This is a genomic window from Microbulbifer variabilis (genome assembly GCF_023716485.1).
Classification (GTDB): domain Bacteria; phylum Pseudomonadota; class Gammaproteobacteria; order Pseudomonadales; family Cellvibrionaceae; genus Microbulbifer; species Microbulbifer variabilis_B.
In genome coordinates this window covers 1,838,687-1,860,590 of the sequence record NZ_CP092418.1, presented here as the reverse complement: position 1 = coordinate 1,860,590, position 21,904 = coordinate 1,838,687, and the positions used below count along the sequence as shown (strand labels likewise).

At 46.2% G+C, this 21,904-nt stretch carries 21 protein-coding genes and 2 pseudogenes; 9 read left to right on the top strand and 14 right to left on the bottom strand.

The features are described 5' to 3' along the window. Positions 1-190: 190 nt before the first annotated feature. The 3 genes from cobN to MJO52_RS08405 are packed head-to-tail and all read right to left on the bottom strand — an operon-like array spanning position 191 to position 5,021. Positions 191-4,123 (bottom strand): cobaltochelatase subunit CobN, encoded by a 3,933-nt coding sequence (gene cobN, locus MJO52_RS08415; protein WP_252085491.1) that lies wholly within the window; start codon positions 4,121-4,123, stop codon positions 191-193. A gap of 20 nt (positions 4,124-4,143) precedes the next feature. Continuing rightward, positions 4,144-4,491 carry a DUF2149 domain-containing protein gene (locus tag MJO52_RS08410; RefSeq protein ID WP_020414951.1) on the bottom strand — a complete coding sequence of 116 codons (348 nt, stop codon included), beginning with the start codon at positions 4,489-4,491 and terminating at the stop codon, positions 4,144-4,146. Next, entirely contained in the window at positions 4,491-5,021 is a 531-nt protein-coding gene (locus MJO52_RS08405; RefSeq protein WP_252085490.1) for a MotA/TolQ/ExbB proton channel family protein, read from the bottom strand. The genes MJO52_RS08410 and MJO52_RS08405 overlap by 1 nt, the downstream gene beginning before the upstream one ends. Before the next feature lie 224 nt (positions 5,022-5,245). Between MJO52_RS08405 and MJO52_RS08400 the strand changes: the two genes are divergently transcribed. Continuing rightward, complete coding sequence (locus MJO52_RS08400; protein WP_252085489.1) at positions 5,246-7,417, top strand: TonB-dependent hemoglobin/transferrin/lactoferrin family receptor; 2,172 nt, start codon at positions 5,246-5,248, stop codon at positions 7,415-7,417. Between the two features lie 257 nt (positions 7,418-7,674). On the opposite strand, the gene MJO52_RS08395 is transcribed toward MJO52_RS08400, so the two are convergent. After that, entirely contained in the window at positions 7,675-7,881 is a 207-nt protein-coding gene (locus tag MJO52_RS08395; RefSeq protein ID WP_252085488.1) for a DUF2905 domain-containing protein, read from the bottom strand. 120 nt (positions 7,882-8,001) lie between these two features. Here MJO52_RS08395 and MJO52_RS08390 point away from each other — a divergent pair, with 120 nt between their 5' ends. The 3 genes and pseudogenes from MJO52_RS08390 to MJO52_RS08380 form a co-directional block, all read left to right on the top strand. After that, positions 8,002-8,715 (top strand): NUDIX hydrolase, encoded by a 714-nt coding sequence (locus tag MJO52_RS08390; RefSeq protein ID WP_252085487.1) that lies wholly within the window; start codon positions 8,002-8,004, stop codon positions 8,713-8,715. Between the two features lie 67 nt (positions 8,716-8,782). Further along, positions 8,783-9,703: an ADP-ribosylglycohydrolase family protein gene (locus tag MJO52_RS08385; protein WP_252085486.1), complete on the top strand. Its 921-nt coding sequence runs from the start codon at positions 8,783-8,785 to the stop codon at positions 9,701-9,703. A gap of 198 nt (positions 9,704-9,901) precedes the next feature. Then, positions 9,902-10,120: pseudogene (locus MJO52_RS08380) on the top strand (integrase core domain-containing protein); the annotation flags it as partial. 94 nt (positions 10,121-10,214) lie between these two features. Here the strand turns inward: MJO52_RS08380 and MJO52_RS08375 are convergent. The 8 genes from MJO52_RS08375 to MJO52_RS08340 all read right to left on the bottom strand — a co-directional run bounded on the left by MJO52_RS08375 (position 10,215) and on the right by MJO52_RS08340 (position 13,466). Continuing rightward, positions 10,215-10,970 carry a hypothetical protein gene (locus tag MJO52_RS08375; RefSeq protein ID WP_252085485.1) on the bottom strand — a complete coding sequence of 252 codons (756 nt, stop codon included), beginning with the start codon at positions 10,968-10,970 and terminating at the stop codon, positions 10,215-10,217. Positions 10,971-11,473: 503 nt separating this feature from the next. Next, on the bottom strand, positions 11,474-11,779 hold the full coding sequence (locus tag MJO52_RS08370) for a hypothetical protein (protein WP_252085484.1): 306 nt from the start codon (positions 11,777-11,779) through the stop codon (positions 11,474-11,476). Next, a complete protein-coding gene (locus tag MJO52_RS08365; protein ID WP_252085483.1) occupies positions 11,772-12,008 on the bottom strand; it encodes a hypothetical protein in 237 nt (78 codons plus the stop codon). The genes MJO52_RS08370 and MJO52_RS08365 overlap by 8 nt, the downstream gene beginning before the upstream one ends. 12 nt (positions 12,009-12,020) lie before the next feature. Then, complete coding sequence (locus MJO52_RS08360) at positions 12,021-12,272, bottom strand: hypothetical protein (RefSeq protein ID WP_252085482.1); 252 nt, start codon at positions 12,270-12,272, stop codon at positions 12,021-12,023. A 4-nt stretch (positions 12,273-12,276) separates the two neighbouring features. After that, on the bottom strand, positions 12,277-12,474 hold the full coding sequence (locus MJO52_RS08355) for a hypothetical protein (RefSeq protein WP_152453974.1): 198 nt from the start codon (positions 12,472-12,474) through the stop codon (positions 12,277-12,279). Positions 12,475-12,498: 24 nt separating this feature from the next. Next, positions 12,499-12,723, bottom strand: coding sequence for a hypothetical protein (locus tag MJO52_RS08350; protein ID WP_252085481.1), 225 nt, complete (start codon positions 12,721-12,723; stop codon positions 12,499-12,501). A 59-nt stretch (positions 12,724-12,782) separates the two neighbouring features. Beyond that, a complete protein-coding gene (locus MJO52_RS08345; protein ID WP_152453976.1) occupies positions 12,783-13,052 on the bottom strand; it encodes a hypothetical protein in 270 nt (89 codons plus the stop codon). Between the two features lie 99 nt (positions 13,053-13,151). Beyond that, positions 13,152-13,466 carry a hypothetical protein gene (locus MJO52_RS08340; RefSeq protein ID WP_252085480.1) on the bottom strand — a complete coding sequence of 105 codons (315 nt, stop codon included), beginning with the start codon at positions 13,464-13,466 and terminating at the stop codon, positions 13,152-13,154. Positions 13,467-13,615: 149 nt separating this feature from the next. Between MJO52_RS08340 and MJO52_RS08335 the strand changes: the two genes are divergently transcribed. Together MJO52_RS08335 and MJO52_RS21410 are read left to right on the top strand one after the other, a co-directional pair. Beyond that, a complete protein-coding gene (locus tag MJO52_RS08335) occupies positions 13,616-15,082 on the top strand; it encodes a transporter substrate-binding domain-containing protein (RefSeq protein WP_252085479.1) in 1,467 nt (488 codons plus the stop codon). Positions 15,083-15,110: 28 nt separating this feature from the next. Then, the gene (locus MJO52_RS21410; RefSeq protein ID WP_353505474.1) at positions 15,111-15,527 is read left to right on the top strand and encodes a DUF805 domain-containing protein; all 417 of its coding nucleotides are present in this window, start codon (positions 15,111-15,113) and stop codon (positions 15,525-15,527) included. Positions 15,528-16,045: 518 nt separating this feature from the next. On the opposite strand, the pseudogene MJO52_RS08330 reads toward MJO52_RS21410, so the two are convergent. After that, positions 16,046-16,474, bottom strand: a pseudogene (locus MJO52_RS08330) (IS5 family transposase); the annotation flags it as partial. Then, complete coding sequence (locus MJO52_RS21405) at positions 16,375-16,824, bottom strand: transposase (RefSeq protein WP_353505431.1); 450 nt, start codon at positions 16,822-16,824, stop codon at positions 16,375-16,377. The gene MJO52_RS21405 and the pseudogene MJO52_RS08330, both read right to left, overlap by 100 nt. 720 nt (positions 16,825-17,544) lie before the next feature. Here MJO52_RS21405 and MJO52_RS08320 point away from each other — a divergent pair. The 3 genes from MJO52_RS08320 to MJO52_RS08310 all read left to right on the top strand — a co-directional run bounded on the left by MJO52_RS08320 (position 17,545) and on the right by MJO52_RS08310 (position 21,721). Beyond that, entirely contained in the window at positions 17,545-17,946 is a 402-nt protein-coding gene (locus tag MJO52_RS08320) for a hypothetical protein (protein WP_252085478.1), read from the top strand. 957 nt (positions 17,947-18,903) lie between these two features. After that, positions 18,904-19,965 (top strand): PQQ-dependent sugar dehydrogenase, encoded by a 1,062-nt coding sequence (locus MJO52_RS08315; protein ID WP_252085477.1) that lies wholly within the window; start codon positions 18,904-18,906, stop codon positions 19,963-19,965. 109 nt (positions 19,966-20,074) lie between these two features. After that, a complete protein-coding gene (locus MJO52_RS08310) occupies positions 20,075-21,721 on the top strand; it encodes an amidohydrolase (protein ID WP_252085476.1) in 1,647 nt (548 codons plus the stop codon). The last annotated feature ends 183 nt before the right edge of the window (positions 21,722-21,904 follow it).

Genomic DNA, 21,904 nt, shown 5'->3' with positions numbered 1-21,904 from the left:
GTGTTCTCTGACTTTACCTGCTGGATACGAAAAAATATCGACAGGTTCCTGAAAAATAACAACAACATTAGCTCAAAATTTTTTCTGCCAAAAAAGAAAAAGCCAGCAACGCTGGTAAGAGTTGCTGGCCTTAACTGATCAAAAAGTGACTTTAGGATTGGCTTTTATTGCCAAGGGTAATCCCCAATGCCTAGATATGGGTCACTCGCTGCCCTCCCCCCTCAAAAAAGCGCTCAAAAAATACGCTAATAAATCCAGTGATAACAATTACCAACAGTAAAAACCACAAGAAGTCCCGGGGCTTGTCCTGAGCTGTGGGCTCTTTTACTTGTTCTAGTTTCTGCCCACTAACTTGCTGAGACGCGGGAGCGCTGGCAGCGACATTATCTACCGTCTGGCCACTCACAAGCGGGGCAAGACCAAATCCAAGGGCCTGCTGATTCACAAAGTCACTAAATTTCTCATTGTCTGTTGCTACGTCGTGCTGGTTGGCGAGCTCGGTGTAAGTCTCCACCATTTTCCTTAGCGTTTCTGCATCGGCAGGCCAGTAGCCTTTGCGCACAGCCTCCAGCATGCGCTCCAGCATTTGCGCCAGGGCTTCCGCATTGTGCTCCTCAAAGAACTCACGCATATCCATTTGGTATTTATCCTCCACGTAAACCTCAAACATCTCCTGCCATTGGTCGTCACGGATGGTTTCCGGAGTCATCACCTCCCAGCCCCACATGTTGTTCATGCGATCCAGGATTGCCGTTGCGCCGGCATAGCCGGATTCCTGCATCGCCTCAATCCAACGGGGATGGAAATAACGGCTACGCATTTCCTGATTGACAAATTCTCCCAGGGTCTGGGTCTTAATGTTGTCCTTGCGACGCAAGTTGGAGACATACATTTCGGGTGTCTTACCGTCGAGATTGCGCACCGCAAGCCCCATACCACCAAAATACTGGAAAGGGTCATCATTAGTCATCATTGCGTAGAGATTGGTGGAGCGCGAGAATATCACTCCATCGGTACCGGAAAGCACCTTGCTATAAAGTGCAACATTGCGCTGGTCATCGCTCCAACGGGATTCATCCTTACCATAGGCAAAGCCCATGCGGCGCATATACAGATCGGCTAGTTTATCGTCTGTCTCCCAGCTGTCGGAAGCCAGGCTGGCACCATTCAGGCCGGTACCATAATTGCCACTTTCATTGGAGAAAATGCGTACAGAGGAAAGATAGCGCGCATCTTCTTCGGAACTGCCTTCTTCCTTTAATTGCTTTAATAAGGCCTGACTGTGGCGATAGACAAAGTTGTTCTCCTCCTTCATCTGCGCCACTTTATCGATGGCTTCCGCCAGCCACAGCATCACATTAGGGAAAGCATCGCGGTAAAGACCAGTAGCAGAGATCACCACATCGATACGAGGGCGCTTTAACTCTGAATAGGGAATCACCTCAGTTCCAGTAACATTGCCCTGCTGATTCCATTTGGGCTTGAGACCCAGCGCATGCAGTATTTGTGCTTCCAACGCACCTTGGTGGCGCATCGTCTCCAGGGACCAAAGGGAAAATGCCAGCTTATTCGGGAAACGGCCATGTTTTTCCCGATAGTCGGCAATGGTCTGCTCCATCAGTTGAACACCGGCCTCATAAGCCTCCTTGGATGGCACCTTAGCCGGGTTGAATCCAATCAGGTTGCGACCGGTAGGCACTGCCTGCGGATTACGAATAGGGTCACCCCCATAGCTCACCGGAATGTACTCACCGTCAAGCGCCAACATCAAGTTTTGTAGCTCGGCGATACCGGCAAAGTTATCGGCATACTCCCGACACTGCTGGAGGTGATTTTGCAGCTCTTCAGAAAGTTCCGGCAATTGGTGGCCAGCCAGGTAGGCATTTAACAGCTGATAACCCGGCTGTGCTTCTAAGGCGACTACATTGCGTTCATCCAGCAGCTGCTCCGCCGGCAAAGCCAGGCCCTGCTCCTTCTCATATTGGCCAGCAGCTGAAATATAGTTTTCACCCAGCATTTGTAGCATGGTGCTGGTGAGATGCTCTGACTTGGGCAGCTGACCAAAACGATGGATACCCAGTGGTTGGCTCATTTCAGCCAGTTGGGCCAAGTGGTCCTGAAGACGACTGAGCTGGCCATCGAAATCAGCTTGCAGGGTTTCAGCGCTGATTTCCAGATCCTTGAGCATATTCAGCTTGTCCGCCAGGGTGATAATACGCTCCTGGGTATTCAGCCGGGTTTGCCCTTCTTCCAGAATCAAGTAATTACCAATCAACTCAGAGAGTTCTGCCACTTCGGCATAAAGACCCGCTTTAGCGAAGCCTGGTGTTAAATGGCTGATCATCGTCGCACGTCCGCGACGCTTGGCCTGCATAGCTTCACCTACATTATCAATAATGTAGGGATAAAATACCGGGATATTACCCAGAGCCAAATTTGGGGCGTCGAACACAGAGAGCCCGCGCTCCTTACCGGTTAACCATTCCTGGGAACCATGTGTTCCCAAGTGAATATAGGCATCTGCCCCGAAAGTTTTGCGCGCGTAGAGATAAACCGCCAGGTAGGCATGATTTACCGGTGTTTTCATATCGTGGTAGAGGGAGGCGTGATCTTTGGCATTATCCGCGCGCACCCCTTGTGGCAGGACAATCAGGTTACCCAATGTCATGCGTGGGATAACGAAAGCCCGCTCACCATCATAATCTGCCAACATGGCGTTATCTTCCGGCTTACCCCACCGCTCCACAATGGGATCACGCACAGAGGCCGGCAAACGATTAAACCAATCGACATAGGTGGAAAGTGGCATCCAGTCCGCCAAACCTTTATCAATCAGTGCCACCCTGTCTTCACGGCGATAGTAAGGGCGCAGCAATTGGCCTGCCCAGGCGATCAGGGTCTTGGAGTCCTGCTGTTCTATTTGATAGCCACGCTCCTCCATGGCTTTGGCGATAGACTCAATAGAAGAAGGGACATCGAGGAAGGCCGCACCAATATTCTTCTCACCGGGAGGGTAGTTCCAGATAAAGGTAGCCACTTTTTTCTGGTTGTTTTTTTTGTAGCCAAGAGAGGCGTGACTCCAGGCGCGTTCCACCAATGCATCGAGCTGGTCTGTCATTACAACCTTATTGCCACCTTCACTTGCGGCAACAATTACCGGATCGATACTACCGGTGTCTTCAGGCATCACCAAGAAGAATGGAGTTAACGAAGGAGAAACCCCACTATTATCGGCAAGATAATCCGCTTCACTGCCCTCGGTATAGTTCAGAGCATGAATCACCGGGACACCCAACTTTTCGAACTCCGCACGACGTTTACTCACATAATGGAGAGAGCGGTAATTGATCATAAGATCAACACGCGTTTGCCCCGCTTCGTCTTGCAGTAACTCCGGATAGGAAAGCGGCAGATCCTCACCTTCAAAGAAAAAGGCAAAAGCCTTAGCACCTTTTTCTTCTAGGCCAGCCAAGATGGCATCTACAACCTGCTGCTGCTCGTAATCCACGACTGAGCGATGGATAGCCAAACCTATAACCGGCTGCTCTGCGGATACCTGCAGCCAATTAAAGAAATCCCCTTCACTGTCAGCCACCAGGTTTGGCAGACTTGGATGATAAAAACCCACTTTAGGCACAATAATAGGATCGGCTACAGGCAGCTCGGTAAGGCCAAAGACTCCCGCGGAGAGGAACTGCATCAAATGCCGGTAGTTCTGACGCCCAGCATTATTGAAATACGCAGCGATGGATTTGTGCTGTTCAGAGGTCAGCCCCTGGTTCATGGAGGCGTTATCGGCATCCCCCAGGGAAACCACCGGCACTTTGGAGTACTGGGTTAGCAGAGGTTGGTATTTTCCAAACATAAATTGGGAGAGTGCCGGATTGATACCGTCAAGCATCACCAGGCTGGAGGAACCCCAGGCCTGCGCTATTTGCTCTTCACTTTTCCCTTTGCTGTTAAATATCTCCAGGGTAAACGGCTGGTCCGCAGCCAAATCAGATAACAGCTCCCCCTTGGCTTTCGCGGTATGGCTGGACATCATCAGCAAAACTTTGGGTTTATCGTTAGCCTGCACCATCATCGTAGTGAAGGCTATTACGACGAAGTATGCCAATTGCATACAAACCTTCTTCAACATGACTATTTACCCCCTACAGCCTTGTCTTTTGCAGACTCTTCTTTTCCTTCCGGTACATAGACCAGGCTGCCGTCTGCCATCTGGTAAGCAACACCAGCGCGAGTGCCCTCTCCGGAACCAATTTCACCGGTGGATTTGTACTGCTTAATTTCTTCCCCATCTTTTACGATGACTTCCATATTGGGCTCACCGGCATTTTTGATGACTGTGACCTTTTCATTGGAAAACACGTTTAGCGGGTTTTGTGCGATAGCGATAAGCAGTGCGGCAATAATCACCAGAAAAACATCAATCAAGTTAACCGCACTCAAAATCGGGTTGAGCTCTTCATCTTCATCCAGGAAGCGCATTAAACAGCCTCCTTCAATTTGCGAATGTTAATTAGCTCAGCAGCAAACCAACGCTTCTTTACCGAGGCCGGCCAGAAGGTCAGGGTAGAAATTGCGAGACCCCAGATCACAGCAGCAAAAGCGATAATCAGGTTTTCACTGATCCCCTGGATATTGCCATTGGCCAAGGCTCGCAACGCCGGCCCCATCGGGATCATGGTGGCGATCAAGCCCAACATGGGGGCAATGCGTGTAGCCATACGCAGCATCTCCAACTTTTTCAGTGCAAAAACTTCCAACTCGTCATCACATGCCAAAGGGTGTCGCACGTAATAGTTGTGCACTTGATAGCCGGGCAGCTCCTCTTTCCGACCTTGCTTTAAGGCCAAGCTGTAGGTGCCAGCATTGCGGCGGCGCAGCAGCCATAGGGAGAGAAAGCGTCCCGTTGCGTAAAGTGCGTAGATAAAAAGAACCAGAATCGCCAGCAATACCGGGGCCATAAACAAATCAGCCACATCGGCCATCAGGTTCTCAATTATCGAAATATTCATTGCAAGTCTCCTCAGCCCAGCACTTTCGTTCTGTATTAATGGCCGCGGAAACTAACGGAACTCCCTATCAACGTCAAATTTAATCTAATTGATAGTGATTCGCATTTAGCTTTACATTAAGAAAATCATCCCTATAATCCCCCTCAATCGGCGACAGTGGTGAGCAACCAACCACTGCCGACCAACAAGAGCAGAAGTACAGAAATTACCTCAAGGACAACACCATGAAACTTCGCCCAATTGCAGCGGCCATACTGGGCCTGGCTTCCGTCGCTAACCTGCATGCCGAAACTTCAGGTTCAGCAGCCAACAGCGACCTGGAACTGATTGTGGTCAGCGGCCGCGCGGAAAAGCCGCTGAAAGATGTCGCAGGAAGTGTTTCTGTTGTCACCAATGAGGACATCGAACAGCTTCAGCTGAACGATATGAATCAGCTGTTCCAATACGAGCCCGGAGTTGAAGTAACAGGCGCCGCCGGCAGTGCACAAAATATCCTGGTACGCGGCATGGGTGGCGACCGGGTACTGATTATCAAAGACGGTATGCGGGTTAACGAAGGCTATGGAGCCAATGGTAAAAATGACATCGTGGGCCGCGGCTTTATTGAAATAGATACCCTGAAACAGGTAGAGGTGGCCAAGGGCGCTGCGTCTTCTTTATACGGTTCTGACGCGCTTGCCGGCATCGTGGTTTTCACCACCAAAGATGCCAGCGACTACTTAGAGGACGGAGAGCAATTCGGCGGTGCGATCAAAACCGGATACACCGGTATTACCAATCAATCACACATCTCCCCTACCCTGGCTCTGCGCACCGGCAACTTTGAACAACTACTGCATACCACCTTCCGCGATGGAGAAGAGCAACAAAATTTCGACGAGAGCCAAGCCCCCTTCGAAATCGAGTCAAAGAGCCTGCTTTACAAGGCCAAGTACAACCTTGGCGGTGAGGACTTTGTCAGTTTCAGCATCGATCATTGGAATCAGGAAAGTACCGGCGACAGCGCCGACGGCCTGCTTCACTACTTCCGCGGGCTGGCCGATTACGGCTACAACGTCGTCAAGGAAGAATCGATCTCCGATAAAGAGGTCCGCGCTTACCAACTGCGTTACCACAGCGAGACTCCCAGTGCAGTCTTTGACCAGCTGAATATTAGCCTGTATAAAAACGAATCCGAACAGCAAGATGAACAGTATGGCCAGCTAGACATCAACGCCCCTATGTTCGGAGTTTTTGAAATTCGTGATATGTGGGAAACTGGCCTTTATAGCCAAGATACTATTGGCTTCCTCTCCAATGCCAGCAAGACTCTGAGCGAGACCCACACGCTGGGATACGGCCTAGACCTGGAAAAAACCGAAAGCCGCCGTACCTTACTCCAGTACCGCGAAGTGGCTGGTACATCCACAATGAATATCCCAACAGAAAAGTTCCCAGAAAATGCAGTCTCCCGTGCAGGATTATTCCTGAACGATGAAATGACTTTTGCCAATGGACAGCTGATTGTAACCCCAGGGGTACGCTACGATTGGTACGAAATGGACCCCGATGGTGCAGAAAAAGCTGACGGTACTCCTTTTGCCACGATTGAGGAGAGCAACCTCTCCTTCAATCTGGGAGCCCTCTACAAAATCAACTCTCGCTTGTCTGCCTTCATCCAATACGGCCAGGGTTTCAAAGTACCAGCCTACGATCTGGCATATATCGAGCACTATAAACAGCCAACTTCTACTTATGCTTACGAGGTATTACCAGCTGACGATCTGTCTCCAGAAACCAGCGATTCCTTCGAACTCGGCCTGCGTGGACACCTGGGCCCCATCGCCTTCAGCGCTGCCGCCTTCTATACCGAGTATGATGACTTCCTCCAAACTGAACTCATAGACAGCGAAACTTTCTTCAACAACGATGGCAGTTTCTCGCACGTGTTTGAGCAATACCAATACCAAAACATCGACTCAGTGACGATCAAAGGAGTGGAGCTGAGCGCAAATTGGTACTTGTCTCCAGCATTCGAGCTATTTGCAAATGCCAGCTATCAACGCGGTGAAAACGATACCACTGGCGAATACCTCACCAGTATCAACCCGCTTTCTGGTGTTGTTGGTGCCAGCTACACAGTGGCACAACTTTCCAGCCAAGTACTAGTGCGCTGGGCAGACCGCATGGAACATGTCAATGAAGGCGAAACAAGGACTCCAGGCTATGGCTCTGTAGATTGGAGTCTGAGCTACCAGCTGATGGAGCAGATGTCTCTCAACCTGGCCGTCAACAACCTGCTCGACAAGGAGTATGTGCCATACCTAAATGTTGCTGGCTGGGATGAAGACAGTGATATCTACGTAAACTCTGCTCCGGGCCGTACTTTCTCTGCATCCATTAAGTACGATTTCTAAGTTATTAATCCGGCTAATTTGTGGATAGCCGGCTTGATACGACGCAAGGAAGCGTCGTCGCTGGTCACGGCCAGCAAAGCCCCTGAAATACAAATCACTCTGCGCTTTTGCGCAATTTCAGAGGCTGAATCAGGTAGGTCACGGACGACCTTTTTTGACTAGCGGAGAACGCACCCTCCTTTTCTCATACTCTCCTATAAGTCCCTTGCGGCCGCCCCCATGCGGCCTTTTTTTATTCTGCTGCACCAGTAGAATATTTATCTGCGGAAAAAATTCACTAAGAGGCTTAATATCAGGCTGACAATAATCATCGAGACAATTGGAAAATAAAAACGAGTGCGGCTAGATTCAATACGAATATCCCCCGGCAACCGGCCAAACCAGTTAAATAGCCAGGGGGCAAAGTGCAGCGCTATACCAACGACTATCAGGACCAATCCAGTAATTATCAACCAGCGTGACATAGCTCTCCTCTCATTTTGCTCTATTCAAGTGATAAGAAGAATTTGTTTACCCCTCTAACCCTCTTGAGCATACAGGATTAGACAGCCACCATAAGTGACTAACTGACACTTAGTAAAGCAATGAACGAGAAAGAATTCCTCGCCGCCTACAACAAGGGCAACTTTGAAGCCCCTCTACTTACCGTAGATGCCGTCTTGTTTACTTATCAAGATGGTCAACTCAAAGTTTTGCTGGTAGAGCGCTCTAATCATCCCGAACAGGGAAAATGGGCGCTGCCGGGAGGTTTCATTTCCGAGAGCGAAGATAAGACCCTAGAGGATACGGTCACCCGAAAGCTCAAGGAGAAAACCGGAGTTGTTCCCCCTTATGTTGAGCAGCTAGCTACCTTTGGTGGCGCCTCCAGAGATCAGCGGGGCTGGTCTGTAACCATTTGTTACACGGCTCTGATCGCTCATCAGGCCTGTGAAAGCGAATTAGAAACCATCTCCGATGTCGCCTGGCTGCCTATCGAAAAAGTCAAGAAAATGAACTTGGCCTTTGACCATCTCAAAATTATTAATAGGGCACATGAGCGTCTTATTCAAAAGGCTCTTTACAGTATTATCCCTGCCTACGCACTGCCAAAGAAATTTACCCTACCCGAGCTTCAACAGGTGCACGAAGTCATTATCGGCAAGCCACTGCAAAAAAAGTCCTTTCGCAGAAGGATTGAGCAGGCAGATCTTCTGATAAATACCGGTAAAAAACGTACTGAACGTGGTCGCCCGGCCGCGTTGTACAGTTTGCGTCCAGGTTCAGGGAAACATACTTTCGTGCGGAATCTGGAGCAATAGCCCTGCCCCATTGTCCCTAATTTTATTTAGCAATCACTCTCAAGCAAGTATAAGAAGGATTTTATAGGTGAATATTGAAACGCTAGACAAGGTAAAAGGCTGTTTAGTCGGACTCGCATGCGGTGATGCTGTGGGCACCACGTTGGAGTTTAAGTACAAAGGGGAATTCACTCCTTTATCAGACATGGAAGGTGGAGGCCCATTTGGATTAAAAAAGGGGCAATGGACCGATGATACCTCCATGGCGCTCTGCCTGGCCCACAGTTTACTCCAGAAAAAAGGCTTCAGTGCGACTGATCAGATGAATCATTACTGTAACTGGTACCAGTATGGGTATATGAGCTCTACGGGTGAGTGCTTCGATATTGGTTCAACAGTTTTATCCGCATTAAATCGATATTTGCAAACAGGTGATCCTATTAGTGGTTCAACATCTACTCGCTCGTCAGGTAATGGTTCACTCATGCGCTTAGCGCCAATTCCCATATTTTTTTCTTCAACAGCTTCGGATGCCATTTATTTCGCAGGGGAAAGCTCCAGAACCACTCATGGCTCGGACGAATGCATCGAAAGCTGCCGACTCCTCTGTAATCTTATACTTTCCATATTTATTGGCATCAATAAAAATGAGCTTCTCGCTTCTATCGAAAAAACTCCAACTAATGAAAAAGTAAAAACCATTGCCAGTGGGCAATTTCTAGACCAGCACTATGAAGAGTTAACCGGAAGTGGTTACGTTATCGAGTCCCTAATGTCGGGGCTTTGGTGTTTTTTCAATACCAATAGTTTTCGGGAAGCCATTCTTTTGGCAGCCAATATTGGCAACGATGCTGATACAACAGCAGCCATTTGCGGACAAATAGCCGGAGCTTACTACGGAGTTTCTGGAATACCTGAGGAATGGGCCCAGCAAATCTCTTTGTCGGAAGAAATTCACACCTTGGCAGAAGATCTCTATAAGGTTGGACTATCAGTCGCCAATGAATGATAAAGCCGGTATAAGCCGGCTCAATAAGAAGAGCTCAGATAGCTGTTGCCAGCATTCCCTCCTGGGTGGGCATTTCTGCCAGTAAGCGGACGACCTTAAAATCCTGATCGACCAACAGCTTGCCATCGCGAATTACCGGGCGAAGCTGATTGATACACTCTCCTAACTGCTGCTCGCGAATCGTTTGGTACTGGCCATCGTGAGTGCTTCCATAAAACTATATTACAAGAGTTCTACCAACCATCATTGCGACGAAAGATCTATGGATCAATAGAAGACCTACAAAAGGATCTGGACGAATGGCTCATATATTACAATAATGATCGAACTCATCAGGGTAAAAAGTGTTATGGTCGCACACCGATAGCAACCCTTGAAGAGGGTAAAAGTATCTGGAAGGAGGAGCTCGTAAACTGAATTTGACCTGACAGAGCACCTTCTGAAAAACCGGTGACTGTCAGATCAAGTCTGAACTACAACAGATTAATAATTTGATATGTTTATTTATCTGTCAATTTTGAGCGTTACCGTTACCGTTACCGTTACCGTTACCGCCACGAGGAGGTTCTGAAATTTCAAGTACCGTCCAATTTTTTGCTAGGAGTTGACCTTGTAAAGTTTCATTCTCATTTCTGACGTAGGCATCGGGCCCAAACCTTAGATGGTCGGGTCCAACTGGATAAGCTATAAGTGCCCCCGTGTTAGCATAGGTGCTTAAAGAAGTGGCCATTTGGTTGTTTATCAATGGTGCATTTCCATTTTGTCCATATCTAGGATCATAACGCCTTCCTTGTTCTGCAGAAAAACGATAGGGCTGAGCATCAGTATTTAGACGATAGCCTTGATCAGCAAGCTCGGCGCTAATTGCACCTCTCAAAGAGGGGTCGTATGTAAGTAGGTTTTGATCACCAATTAATGATAATTGTTTCTGGGCCCCACCATTGGAATAGAGTCTATCATTAACTTCAATAGGTTCTTCAACTGCTATCATCGTGTCGGGAATATTTAAAATTGCAGTTGCAGTATTTTTTGCAGCTGCTCTTATATCCTGAGATTGTGCGCCATGCCTTTCTCCCATTATGAGAAGTGCACACATGTCTCCTTCATGATACATAAGTATCGGAGGTGGCATTTGAAAGTCGGCTCCAGTGTCCGGTATTTGTGCGAAAGCATCGCTCATTGTGGCGACCACATAAATATTGTACTGATCTATTGCACTCCAAATTGCGCGAGCATTAGGTAATTGGCTAAGTTGTGTTACTGGCATCATTAATTCCTATCTTAAAAAATTACAGAGTGTTCAATAAGCTACATTGACATAGCTAGCAGAAGTCTAGGGCTAACCAGAAAGGTTTTTTGTCTTTATGTTTCTCCTTTTTGTATACTCTTGGCATTTACTTTGTATCTTAATCCTTAGCTTGATTACATATACATTTATTTCATGGTGAATAGATTAAGTATTGGAGAAGCCGTTAACGAGCGGTGTAGAAAAACAGATTAACCAAGCCCTCTATCCAATCAATCGTCGCTCATCTAAATTTCTGAAAATTTTTTCTAGAGAACTAGAATTATCTCAATACATAAAAATTTGGTTTCTTGTAAGCGACCTTAAATCACAGCCAAATGGCTGGAAGCGGCCGATAAAAACCGCAAAATCATAATCTGGCTGCATTGCAGCAAGCTCCTTGCTGTATTTTCTCTCCCCGGTCTCTCCAGGAAATCCCACGAGTTATTGCCCTCTAGTCACTAAAGGTCAGCTGGAGCGCTATGTTAACTTTTATCACTCTTTTGATGGACCATTTCAAGAGCATACTGATAAGCTTCTCTGACATCGTCTTTTAGTGAGTTGACACCTATACCACTTAATACTTCCTTATAGCTGGTATTGGATGGATTCTGAAGCCACTTCATCATCACACTATTTTTTAACATGATATTGCTAAGTCTTTCATCCCTTAACGAGTCAGATTTTCCTTGTAAAATGTGAATTCCTTGTAGCTCTACCGCGTTTCTCACAATTTGCTTGGAAATATTACTCACATCCGGCTGAAAAGTATTTTTAGTCTGATTACTCATTATTTTCACCTTGCCCCTTTATTTGGTCATCCATCTCAAAGCCTGTAGTTGATATATCCGAAAAGGATTTTGTCAATGCATCGTTAACTTCTCGACAGATAGCCATGATTGACTGCTGTAGCTCTTCACCCAAGTCAACATCGGTGCCTTGACTGCTAATCAGTTTATCCAGCTGCTCTTCAAAATCCGGAGGGAGGTAACTTTCTCTTGTAGGTTTTGTATTAGGCATAAGTTGAAATCCTTAACGCATAAACATTGAAAGCAACAGCATCAAGAAACTCTGAATCACAGCCACGATCAACTGTATATGTGCAACGATGATTATCAGCAGGAAGATGAGGTTGAATGGTTGGGTCAACCATTTCTGAAAAGCTTTCCCGGCAACTGTAGAGGTTTGCAAGGCTGTATCCCTTACATGATCGGCTGCACTTTGAACTAAAAAAGAGGAAGACATACGCTTCCCTTCTTTTGCCGCCCCCCCCTCGTCTTTCATAAAATTACAAATCAACTATTTTATTTAGCTGCTTAGTCATCAACAACATACGCTGGTTGCGTGCATTGACTTGATCTTGCAGCGTAGTTTCCACAGCGCTATTGATGGAACGCTGCAAGTAAGCACTAGACATCACATCAATCAGCCTCCCCTTCCCTGCGGAGAGCTCCCTAAGCGTTGGTGTATCATCATCCTTTGCCATCTGTTCATCCTTTCAGACAGTAAATTAGAAGGTATCTCTAAATGTGCGCGCCCCAACTGCCGACATTTGCAGGATTGAATTTGCTGTTGCCTGCATTTGAGTTGCGCCGGTATGGGTAAATTCACGTACTTGTAGTTTAGATAGTGCAGACAAATCGCGCAGACCATCTAGATGAAGGCTAAGTGCTGAAGAAGTTGCCATCTGATCAACCACTTTAGTCGCCAGGCGATCTCGGAAAGTATCTCTCATAACTTGCTCCTTTTATTAAGGGGTAGCGATAAACCGCTACCCCTTGAAGGTCAAAAACCTTACTTACCGCCATCCATGATGTAATTTACGGCCTTTGCACCTGCCGCCGCCATTTGCGTCATAGCATTGGAGGTTGCTTGCATTTGTGTTGCACCTGTGTGAGTAAACTCACGAACCTGCAGCTTGGAAAGCGCAGACAGGTCACGTAGACCATCCAGATTCAGGCTTTGTGCTGAAGAACTGGTTGTCTGGTCAGAGACTTTAGGGTCAACACGATCGCGATAAGGGGAAGGTTGAATACCGTCTACAGTATTGGTTTCATCAGACATAATTTTTTCCTTTCAATCAGTTAATTAATCAACCCAGTTATTGGGCTATATCACTGTACGGAAAATCCCAATCACTGATAATCGGGAAACTTTTCTCCATCAGCGATTAGATAGCTGTGCAGTATCTTTCTGCCCCTCCCCTTTACTACCATTACCCAAAATAGCATTTACCGCAGTGGCGCCAGCCGCAGCCATTTGTGTCATGGCATTGGATGTGGCCTGCATCTGGGTAGAACTGGTATGAGTAAATTCACGTACCTGTAATTTGGAAAGTGCAGACAGATCGCGCAATCCATCTAGATTTAGGCTTTTTGCAGCACTTGAAGTGGTTTCATCAGATACTTTGGGGTCGAGCCGATCCCGGTAAGGCGAGGGATCAATTCCTTCCAAGTTGCTATCAGTTTCATCAGACATGTTTTTTCCTTCTCTTAGAGGGTTGCTAGGTATGTAGCCCGATCACTCTAAACCGCGATTTATAACCAGTTAATCGGGAATTGCTTCCTCCTTTTGGCTTAGCGAGACATCGATAGGCTCCAAGATTTAAACCAAGTCAAGGAGCTATCATGAAGTCATTCAATAAAAGTTGGATTTTCCTTCTTTCAGCAATGATCCTCTCAGGAGTCATTATCTATGCCTGCAAGATCCCGAAGAATCGACTCAACAGTATCCTGGCAATAGATACGTTAACTGTAGCCACACGAATGGATGGAGTGGGCTGTTATTATCATCGTGGTCAGCCTGCCGGGCTGGAATGCGATTTACTACAAGCTTATGCAGAGCACCTGGGCGTAAATATTGAATTCAAAAAAGCGTCATCGATTAACAAAATTTTAACTTTAGTGAAAGAAGGAAATGTAGACATAGCAGCTGCAGATCTTACTCACACCCGCAAACGGGAAAAACAAATAACGTTTAGTCACACATTATTTGAAACACGGGAGGTGCTCGTACAGCGAAAAAAAAAAGCTGTAGCAGTATTCAAGGATCTAAAAGGAAAAACGCTCACTATTCATCAAGATAGCGTCTATCTTGATGAGATAGAGGAGAAAGCACTATCTCAAGAAATTCCCCTGACCTATCCCGGAAACTCAAAAAACATGAAAGCAATCAGAATTGGCTTTGCGGATAAAGCAGTATCAATTCTTGAGCTCATTGATGCCGTTAGCATGGGGGAAATAGATTTCACTATCGCCGATGAACATATCGTGAATGGAAGTAATGGTTACAGAAATAACTTAGATACTTCGCTAGTATTTGGGGAAAATCGAAAGGTTGCTTTTGCTTTAACTAAGGATAATGATACCTCTCTCCTCGACGACCTCAACAGTTGGCTGAAAAGTGCAGAGGCACAGACAATACTTCAGAAATTTCTGAGCCAACTGAACAAGCTAAGAATAGGCTACCAACAAGAATATATCCTACCCAATAATACGCTAAGCCCCTGGGACAAGCTCTTTAAACGCTATGCAATTGAACCTTTCGATTGGGTATGGCTTGCCGCACAAGCATCTACAGAATCCAACTTTAGGCCTAATGCCATATCCCGCGCCGGGGCACAGGGGCTAATGCAGTTAATGCCTGAAACTGCCAATGAAATGGGAGTAAAAGATAACTTTAACCCGGCACAAAATATCCAAGGTGGCTCCAAGTACAATCTGAATCAATATCAACGTTGGATGAATTTACCGAAACGGGATGCCATGGCCTTTACTTTTGCTTCCTATAACGCAGGTGCAGGACACGTCTTAGATGCCCGCCGACTAGCTCTGCAGGATGGGATGAACCCTAATCAATGGTTCTCAACCACCAACAGCAAAGGAGTTGAAGATTACATCGTACTCTTGCAAAAAGCAGAGTTCTACAATAGTCCAGAGGTAAAATATGGCTATTGCCGCGGCACAGAAACCCGCCATTATGTTCGCAAAATATTTCAGAGAGAAGCCGATTATCGATCCCGGCTTGAGAGCCTTAAGAAAAACAGTGAAGCAATTCCCGATGATAATACATCACCTCGGAACCACACCATATAAGCTCTGACAATCAGATGAGGAAATACTCATGAGGGATCAAGACTATCTGGATTTTTATTTCAACTTTGATGGTAACGTAACGCGGCGACAGTTCTGGCTGCTTTTTATAATACCGGTGCTCTGCATTCAGTTTATTACTGGGCTAATATTGGAATATGGCAATTTTAATTTCAGCGATGGAATTTGGAAAACTGCAGAAATATTTATGGCGGTAGTCAGTATCCCGGTTCAGCTAAGCATAATCTGGGTTTCGCTAACAGTATGCAGCAAACGCCTTCGCAGTTCTGGGCTACCCCGTCGTATGTTGATCGTTGCCATACCAGGCATTGGAGCAATATGGGTTTGCGCAGAGTTATTTTTTGCCCCCAATGCAGCCAGGAATTCAAACAGCGAAAAGTTGCTAGAACCTGAAGACACCTTGTACAACAGACCTGACACTCAGTAGGAAAATAGCGCCTGGCCATCCGCTGGGCGCACTTACATCAAACATTACCATACAGTGCCACCTATCATATCCAGACAACCACCCTCCTAATTACAAAATAGTTTTTAGCCAGCTTCAAAACCAAAATTTATTAAAAACACTGACACCTCTAAGAAAAAACCACTAAATTCTTAGAGAAATAATTCCCCACAAGCACTATTGCGATCCTACATGGAGCCAATTTTTAAGACTTAAACTCTACACATCAATGTAATTCACTTACACAGCAAGTGAATTACATCACAATTCAAAAATAAATTTTTAAACTCTTACTTTCTATTTACCTCTTTTAATCAAATAAAGACAAGTAGAGCATCCTCATAAGCTGTAAAGTAAAGTCTGTACCGCAAAGAAGATAGGGAGAAAAGTAGCCTCAAACACCTATATAGACTTCTCTTCCCATAGAATGATAGAAGGGCGTGCGGCATGTGCATTCAACTCTTGAATGCCACCCCTCACCCAATAAACTAGAAGCTGTTTCATAACTTATTTAACGTAATTAACATGCATGCAATATAGAAAAAAGCACGATAAGTGGACAAATATCGCTCCCATCTAACAACCAAACGGCGGTAATTTCCCAACCACGCAAAAGTCCGCTCAACTTTCCAACGGCGAGTATACCTTCTGAGCTTTCTACCATCCTGCCTTGAGGCTTTTTCCCTATTTATCCTGTGTGGACAGATAAGGTCGATTCCACGACTCAACAGACTATCTCTAAGAGGATCAGAGTCCGCCGCTTTATCATAAACTAAGCGATGAATCTTTGTATTTTTATACGTAACATCAAGCAATGGATGTAATAACTTTACTTCTGCTGGTGAGGCCGAAGTAATGGTGCCTCCCAGTGGAATACCTTCGCCATCGACCACCACCATCCTCTTTGAACCCTTGCCCCGCTTGGTTTTCCCGACTTCGAAGCCCCCTTTTTTGCTGGTGCAAAGCTACCATCAGAAAAGACTTCCTCCCAGTTAAGCAAAGACTGTTGATCCAATAGCTCCAGGAATCTTCTCCATGCATGTAGCCAAGCTCCTTGCTCTTCCCAAAACTGAAGCCTTCTCCAACATGTACTCGGTGATGGATAGTGTGAAGGAAGATCTTTCCATCGCGCTCCAGAACGCAAAACCCACAGGATGCCTTCAAAACAAGCCCGATTATCAATGGGTTTTGGGCCTCCCTTTCCTCGTTTTAATTCAGGAAGACATGGTTCGATCAATTTCCATTGATCATTGGTTAACTCTGACTTGAATCGGCTCACTATTGCTGAACTTTTTTTCTATGTAATTGCGTGAGAATAACCGATTTCAAGTTATGAAACAGCCTCTAACAACTATTCTCTAAAGTGAACATTCTCTTTCATTTTTTAGAATCGTCCTACTTATAAATCACAGCTAAAGAGCATAAAGCACCAAAGGATTGACTCCTAGGAATATGGGCAAACATTACTCCTCTGATAGCTGCATCAACTTGATTTTAAGCGGCTACTAACTTTTATCAGCTCCTCTCCCAGACAATCATTTCAAGATAGCTTGCCTCATAGAACGCCTCTTAAAAAAGAAAGGTTTAAGTAGAGATCAACCAACGATTAATTCCACCTAACCAAGAAGCATTAAATCATTGACATTTAGTAAAAATGTCAAGCTTCATCATTAACAACGAGCCACCATAGAACGATGAATTAAAGTATTTGGCTACCGGCTAGCAGGTCAATGCCTTTGAGCCCACATATATTCCCTAAATATCTACAAAAATCAAAATTCAACCCCGGATACTGCAAACTCCGATGTTACTTTTCCCCACAACTTGTAAATACTACCTTTCCTTTCATCATAAAATATTTTTTCACTTTCATCCATTCCTAAAAAAATCAAAAGAGCACAAAGCCACACCATAACGCATTGGGAACCATTTCACTCTACGCCAGGGTATATCGTTAATCGTACTCTCGTTGCATGTTATATCTGACAAGGATGACAAAATGCAGCAAGGGAACCAAAACCGCTTTTATAATGTGGAGATTGATCACAAGAAGCTACCAGATCTGATGCAAGAGCTTATCGAGCTAATTGGCTATAGCGATATGCTTATACTGATAGCTTCTTTTGGAGGGCAGGATGTTTATATCCCTAAATATCCAGAGAGAAGCAAGCTGATAGATATCCTACCCATCCAATCCTTGCAAACCCTTAGTGACATCTATGGCGGTACCTATCTCACCTTACCCACATCACGACAAATCGACATTCAGGCACGTAATCGTGAGATTTTACAAGCTTTGCACTTTGGTGAATCTCGATCAGCAGTTGCCAAAAGGTTCGGGCTTGGGGTAAGGCAAGTGGCAAATATAAAAGCAACTGCTAAACACAACAATCGTCACTAAGACAAAAGTATTAAAATAGTTTTGTTTGAAATAAAAAAAATAAAGAGCTGCTTAACACGTTATTTCTATCTCAACAAATAACAACCCTAACTAGTAGATATGGCTTATTATCCTGCGTAAAACTAAATTATTAGTCACCTGAGTAACAGATATTCACCAATGAAAGGAAAAGCAACAGGCTTTCTTTAACTCCAGCCTGTGCCGGTAGCCATTACTCCTTGGTTGATACATGGAGTACATGTATGCTTGCTTTCAAAAAGAAGGGAGTTAACTTCTTTGTTTAGCCTCAATGAGGCTGGGGTAGAATCCGCTGAAACATCAGATTTTCTTGAGAAGAACTCTTTAAGAGTTGCTATAGCCTGCTTGACTATCAAGGCCTGTCAATGTAGATCTTAAACCCCAGAAAATGAAGGCCATAGCATTAACATAGGTATTACATACCCTAAACAACCATCCCCCTTATCTATTTTTTTCACCAAAAGAGCTGATATTCCCCCCGTTATCTGCTATTCATTGACACCCATCTACTCCCACAAGTCAAAAGTATTTTGGCGCCACATCAACTAATTTCAGTACCATTATCACAATCTCGACATAAGTAGAATATTGAAAAACCTAAAATATTTTGGGTAAATTATTCTCCTACTACTTTTAGCTGATAAGCTGAAAAGATTGATTATCTCACTATTGAATTTTTACAAAATAAAAAATAATTCAGTATAGACTAGGTAGCACTAAGAAAGAGACTCTTCATGCAATGCGTAGTGCTCATTGCACTAGGCAAATCGACATTGTTGTCAATAGCCCTATTGTTATACTGTTCGGCACACCCACCTACCCCAGGGGTCGCCTAAAGTGAGAAGGATTTCTTTTTATACAACATTATTAGCTTTCACTTGCACAATCATCTCTGGTGTAAGCTCTGCTGATACTTTTCTTTCCCGGGGCGCGATCCCCGTGATAGACAAAATTAAGATTAGTAAGGTGACAGGCCCTATTCCATATCCATGGGGTATAGCCTTGCTCCCTGATGGCACTCTAATCATCACTCAGCGAGATGGTAAGTTACGCACCATAAGCAACAATACCCTTTCCGAAGCTATTGATTTTCCAGCGCAGGTTTTCTTTGAGGGGCAGGGAGGGCTTCTGGATGTAATTGCCAGCCCAAACTTTGACAAAGACCAGCTACTTTATTTTAGTTACGCTAGTGGCAATACCGAAAGTAACCGCCTAACTATTGGTAGGGGAAGGTGGCAAAGTGGCCAGCTGGTGGACTTTCAAGAGATATTCAAGGCAGCTCAGGGTAAAAAGAATAGCGCACATTTTGGTTCGAGATTTGCCTTTCTCCCTGACGGTACCCTGCTGGCCAGTATTGGGGACGGCGGCAACCCCCCACAGGATTTTCTCGACATCTTTGCCCGTGAGCAGGGACAAAATCTACAAACACACTTTGGTTCAATAATCCGTATTAGCCCTGATGGTTCAGTACCTGGTGACAACCCCTTTGTTAATACCAAAGGCGCCCTCCCAGAGATTTGGAGTTTTGGCCACCGCAACCCTCAGGGGCTTGCTATCGACCCTGAAAGCCAGGTTATCTGGTCCTCAGAGCACGGTCCTGCAGCTGGAGACGAATTAAACCAAGTCCAAAAGGGCGCTAACTACGGTTGGCCCAGGGTGACCTTTGGTAGGGATTATCGGGATGGATCCAACATCTCTTTCAAAATTGCCAGCCCGGAATTTACCTCTCCTTTCCTTGCCTGGATTGATACTCATGCCCCCGGCGGCCTAACCATTTATACCGGCACAGCATTTCCACAGTGGCGTGGTCACCTCCTTTCCGCTGGTTTGGTCACCCAAGACCTGAGGGTAATCAATCCGCAAGGGGATCCGCTGAATATTGAGAAAAGAATTGTCATCGGTGAGCGGGTTCGAGACGCTGAAATCGGAGCAGACGGTAATCTCTACATCATCACCGATGGACCCCAGGGCCATTTACTTCGTATAGAACCCGATCAGTAAGAAGCCCCTACTCCCACACTCATTAACCCAGTAGCCATTTAATCTACTTTTCATGGGGTATGAAGCCACCATAGAATGGCCAATAACGAAAACAACAAGGCATTCCAATATGCGTCTAGCCCAAACTTTGGCGGCGACACTGCTTGCCGCCACTTCTTTCAGCTCCCAAGCAGTGACACTAATCCATAACTTTTCAGGATACCAAACCACGGATAAAGCGTTAATTCAGTTCAATGCCATGGCCTTCGACCAGGGCAAGGTGCTGGATACTGGTAATTTTACTGAGCTGGATGAAAAGTATTCAGATGCTGAACGGATAGATGCCAAGGGCAAGACCTTACTGCCCGGCCTGATTGATGCTCACGGACATATGCTGGGCCTTGGGCAACTTAATGAGTTGCTGGATCTGCGCGACCACTCTCTGGAGGATTCCCTTGCGGCGATAAAACACCAAGCCGAGAGACTGGAACCAGGCCAGTGGCTGCTTGGCCGCGGTTGGAACCAAGTCACCTGGCCCGGTAAGCAATTCCCCAGTCGTGAGCAACTGGACGCTCTGGAGATTGATCACCCCATCTGGTTGCGGCGGGTAGATGGCCACGCAGGCTGGGCAAACTCCAAAGCCCTGCATCTTGCCGGTATCGATAAGAGCACGCAGGCCCCTGAGGGCGGAGAGATTCTGCGGGATAGCGAAGGGGAACCCACTGGGATCTTAATTGACAACGCCATGAGCCTGCTACAACAGGCAGTACCTTCCCCCACCCTAGCCCAGGAAAAAAAGTCCCTGCAAAACGCCTTTACTACGGCGCTTTCTCTGGGATTGACCAGTGTGCACGATGCGGGTATCAACGAACAAACCCTCACTGCCTACCGAGAATTGGCCAAGGAAAACGCCATTCCTATGCGGGTTTATCCAATGTTATCGGTGGACAGCCACAACTATGTGAAGTTGCTGAAGGCTGGCCATATCGGCAGCCCAGAAACGCGACTCTATATGCGCAGCATTAAATTATCTGCCGATGGTGCCCTGGGCAGCCGTGGCGCAGCGCTTCTGGAACCCTATCACGACCGCCCACAGGAGAAGGGGTTGCTGCTCTACCCAGAGAGCAAAATGTTATCGCTACTGAAACTGGCCACGGATAACAACTTCCAGGTGAACGTACATGCGATTGGCGATAGAGCCAATCATATCGTACTCAACCATCTTGAGGCCCTGGATAAAAAGAAAAGCCAGCAAGAGTATCGCCACCGCGTAGAGCACGCACAGGTTATAGAGGTGAAGGATATTCCCCGCTTCGCACAGCTCAACCTGATTGCCTCCATGCAGCCCACCCACGCCACTAGCGACAAAAATATGGCGGGTGACCGCCTTGGTGATAAACGCCTGATCGGCGCCTACGCTTGGCAAACACTTCTCAACCAGGGCACACCAATAGCCGCTGGCTCCGACTTCCCGGTTGAACCCGCCAACCCTTTGTTTGGCCTTCATGCCGCAACCACCCGCCGCGACCGCCAGGGTAACCCTAGCAAAGGCTGGCGCACCAAAGAAGCAATGACGCTGGAGCAAGCCCTGCGCGCATTTACCCTGGATGCGGCCTATGCCGGCCACCAAGAGAAAGTAATAGGCAACCTACAGCCCGGAAAATTTGCCGATTTTATCTTGCTAGATAAGAATATTTTTGAAATAGATTCACAAGAAATCTGGCAGGTACAAGTTTTACAGACTTGGGTTGAAGGGGAAAAAGTGTATCAGCGATAGCCAAAATTGGCTTGGCGCTACCATTTTTCGATAAATCGCTACATGCTTGGGTAAACCCATACCAATAAGCAGGCGATCCGGGGCTCCTGGAGCCCCAATGCATCTGTAATGTACTTTTAAAAAATGAGCCTATAACTTTTCAGTAGCAAACTCGCCGAACATGGAGTTTTGCACAAAAGTAAT

Bases quoted from the DNA above. Each gene is read 5' to 3' on its own strand.
- MJO52_RS08360 (WP_252085482.1), bottom strand. From the start codon at position 12,272: ATGAAAGACGAGGGGGGGGCGGCAAAAGAAGGGAAGCGTATGTCTTCC.
- MJO52_RS08365 (WP_252085483.1), bottom strand. From the start codon at position 12,008: ATGCCTAATACAAAACCTACAAGAGAAAGTTACCTCCCTCCGGATTTT.
- MJO52_RS08340 (WP_252085480.1), bottom strand. From the start codon at position 13,466: ATGTCTGATGAAACTGATAGCAACTTGGAAGGAATTGATCCCTCGCCT.
- cobN (WP_252085491.1), bottom strand. From the start codon at position 4,123: ATGCAATTGGCATACTTCGTCGTAATAGCCTTCACTACGATGATGGTG.
- MJO52_RS08410 (WP_020414951.1), bottom strand. From the start codon at position 4,491: ATGCGCTTCCTGGATGAAGATGAAGAGCTCAACCCGATTTTGAGTGCG.
- MJO52_RS08395 (WP_252085488.1), bottom strand. From the start codon at position 7,881: ATGTCACGCTGGTTGATAATTACTGGATTGGTCCTGATAGTCGTTGGT.
- MJO52_RS08335 (WP_252085479.1), top strand. From the start codon at position 13,616: ATGAAGTCATTCAATAAAAGTTGGATTTTCCTTCTTTCAGCAATGATC.
- MJO52_RS08375 (WP_252085485.1), bottom strand. From the start codon at position 10,970: ATGCCAGTAACACAACTTAGCCAATTACCTAATGCTCGCGCAATTTGG.
- MJO52_RS08345 (WP_152453976.1), bottom strand. From the start codon at position 13,052: ATGTCTGATGAAACCAATACTGTAGACGGTATTCAACCTTCCCCTTAT.
- MJO52_RS08320 (WP_252085478.1), top strand. From the start codon at position 17,545: ATGCAGCAAGGGAACCAAAACCGCTTTTATAATGTGGAGATTGATCAC.
- MJO52_RS08310 (WP_252085476.1), top strand. From the start codon at position 20,075: ATGCGTCTAGCCCAAACTTTGGCGGCGACACTGCTTGCCGCCACTTCT.
- MJO52_RS08390 (WP_252085487.1), top strand. From the start codon at position 8,002: ATGAACGAGAAAGAATTCCTCGCCGCCTACAACAAGGGCAACTTTGAA.
- MJO52_RS08405 (WP_252085490.1), bottom strand. From the start codon at position 5,021: ATGAATATTTCGATAATTGAGAACCTGATGGCCGATGTGGCTGATTTG.
- MJO52_RS08400 (WP_252085489.1), top strand. From the start codon at position 5,246: ATGAAACTTCGCCCAATTGCAGCGGCCATACTGGGCCTGGCTTCCGTC.
- MJO52_RS21410 (WP_353505474.1), top strand. From the start codon at position 15,111: ATGAGGGATCAAGACTATCTGGATTTTTATTTCAACTTTGATGGTAAC.
- MJO52_RS08355 (WP_152453974.1), bottom strand. From the start codon at position 12,474: ATGGCAAAGGATGATGATACACCAACGCTTAGGGAGCTCTCCGCAGGG.
- MJO52_RS08370 (WP_252085484.1), bottom strand. From the start codon at position 11,779: ATGAGTAATCAGACTAAAAATACTTTTCAGCCGGATGTGAGTAATATT.
- MJO52_RS08350 (WP_252085481.1), bottom strand. From the start codon at position 12,723: ATGAGAGATACTTTCCGAGATCGCCTGGCGACTAAAGTGGTTGATCAG.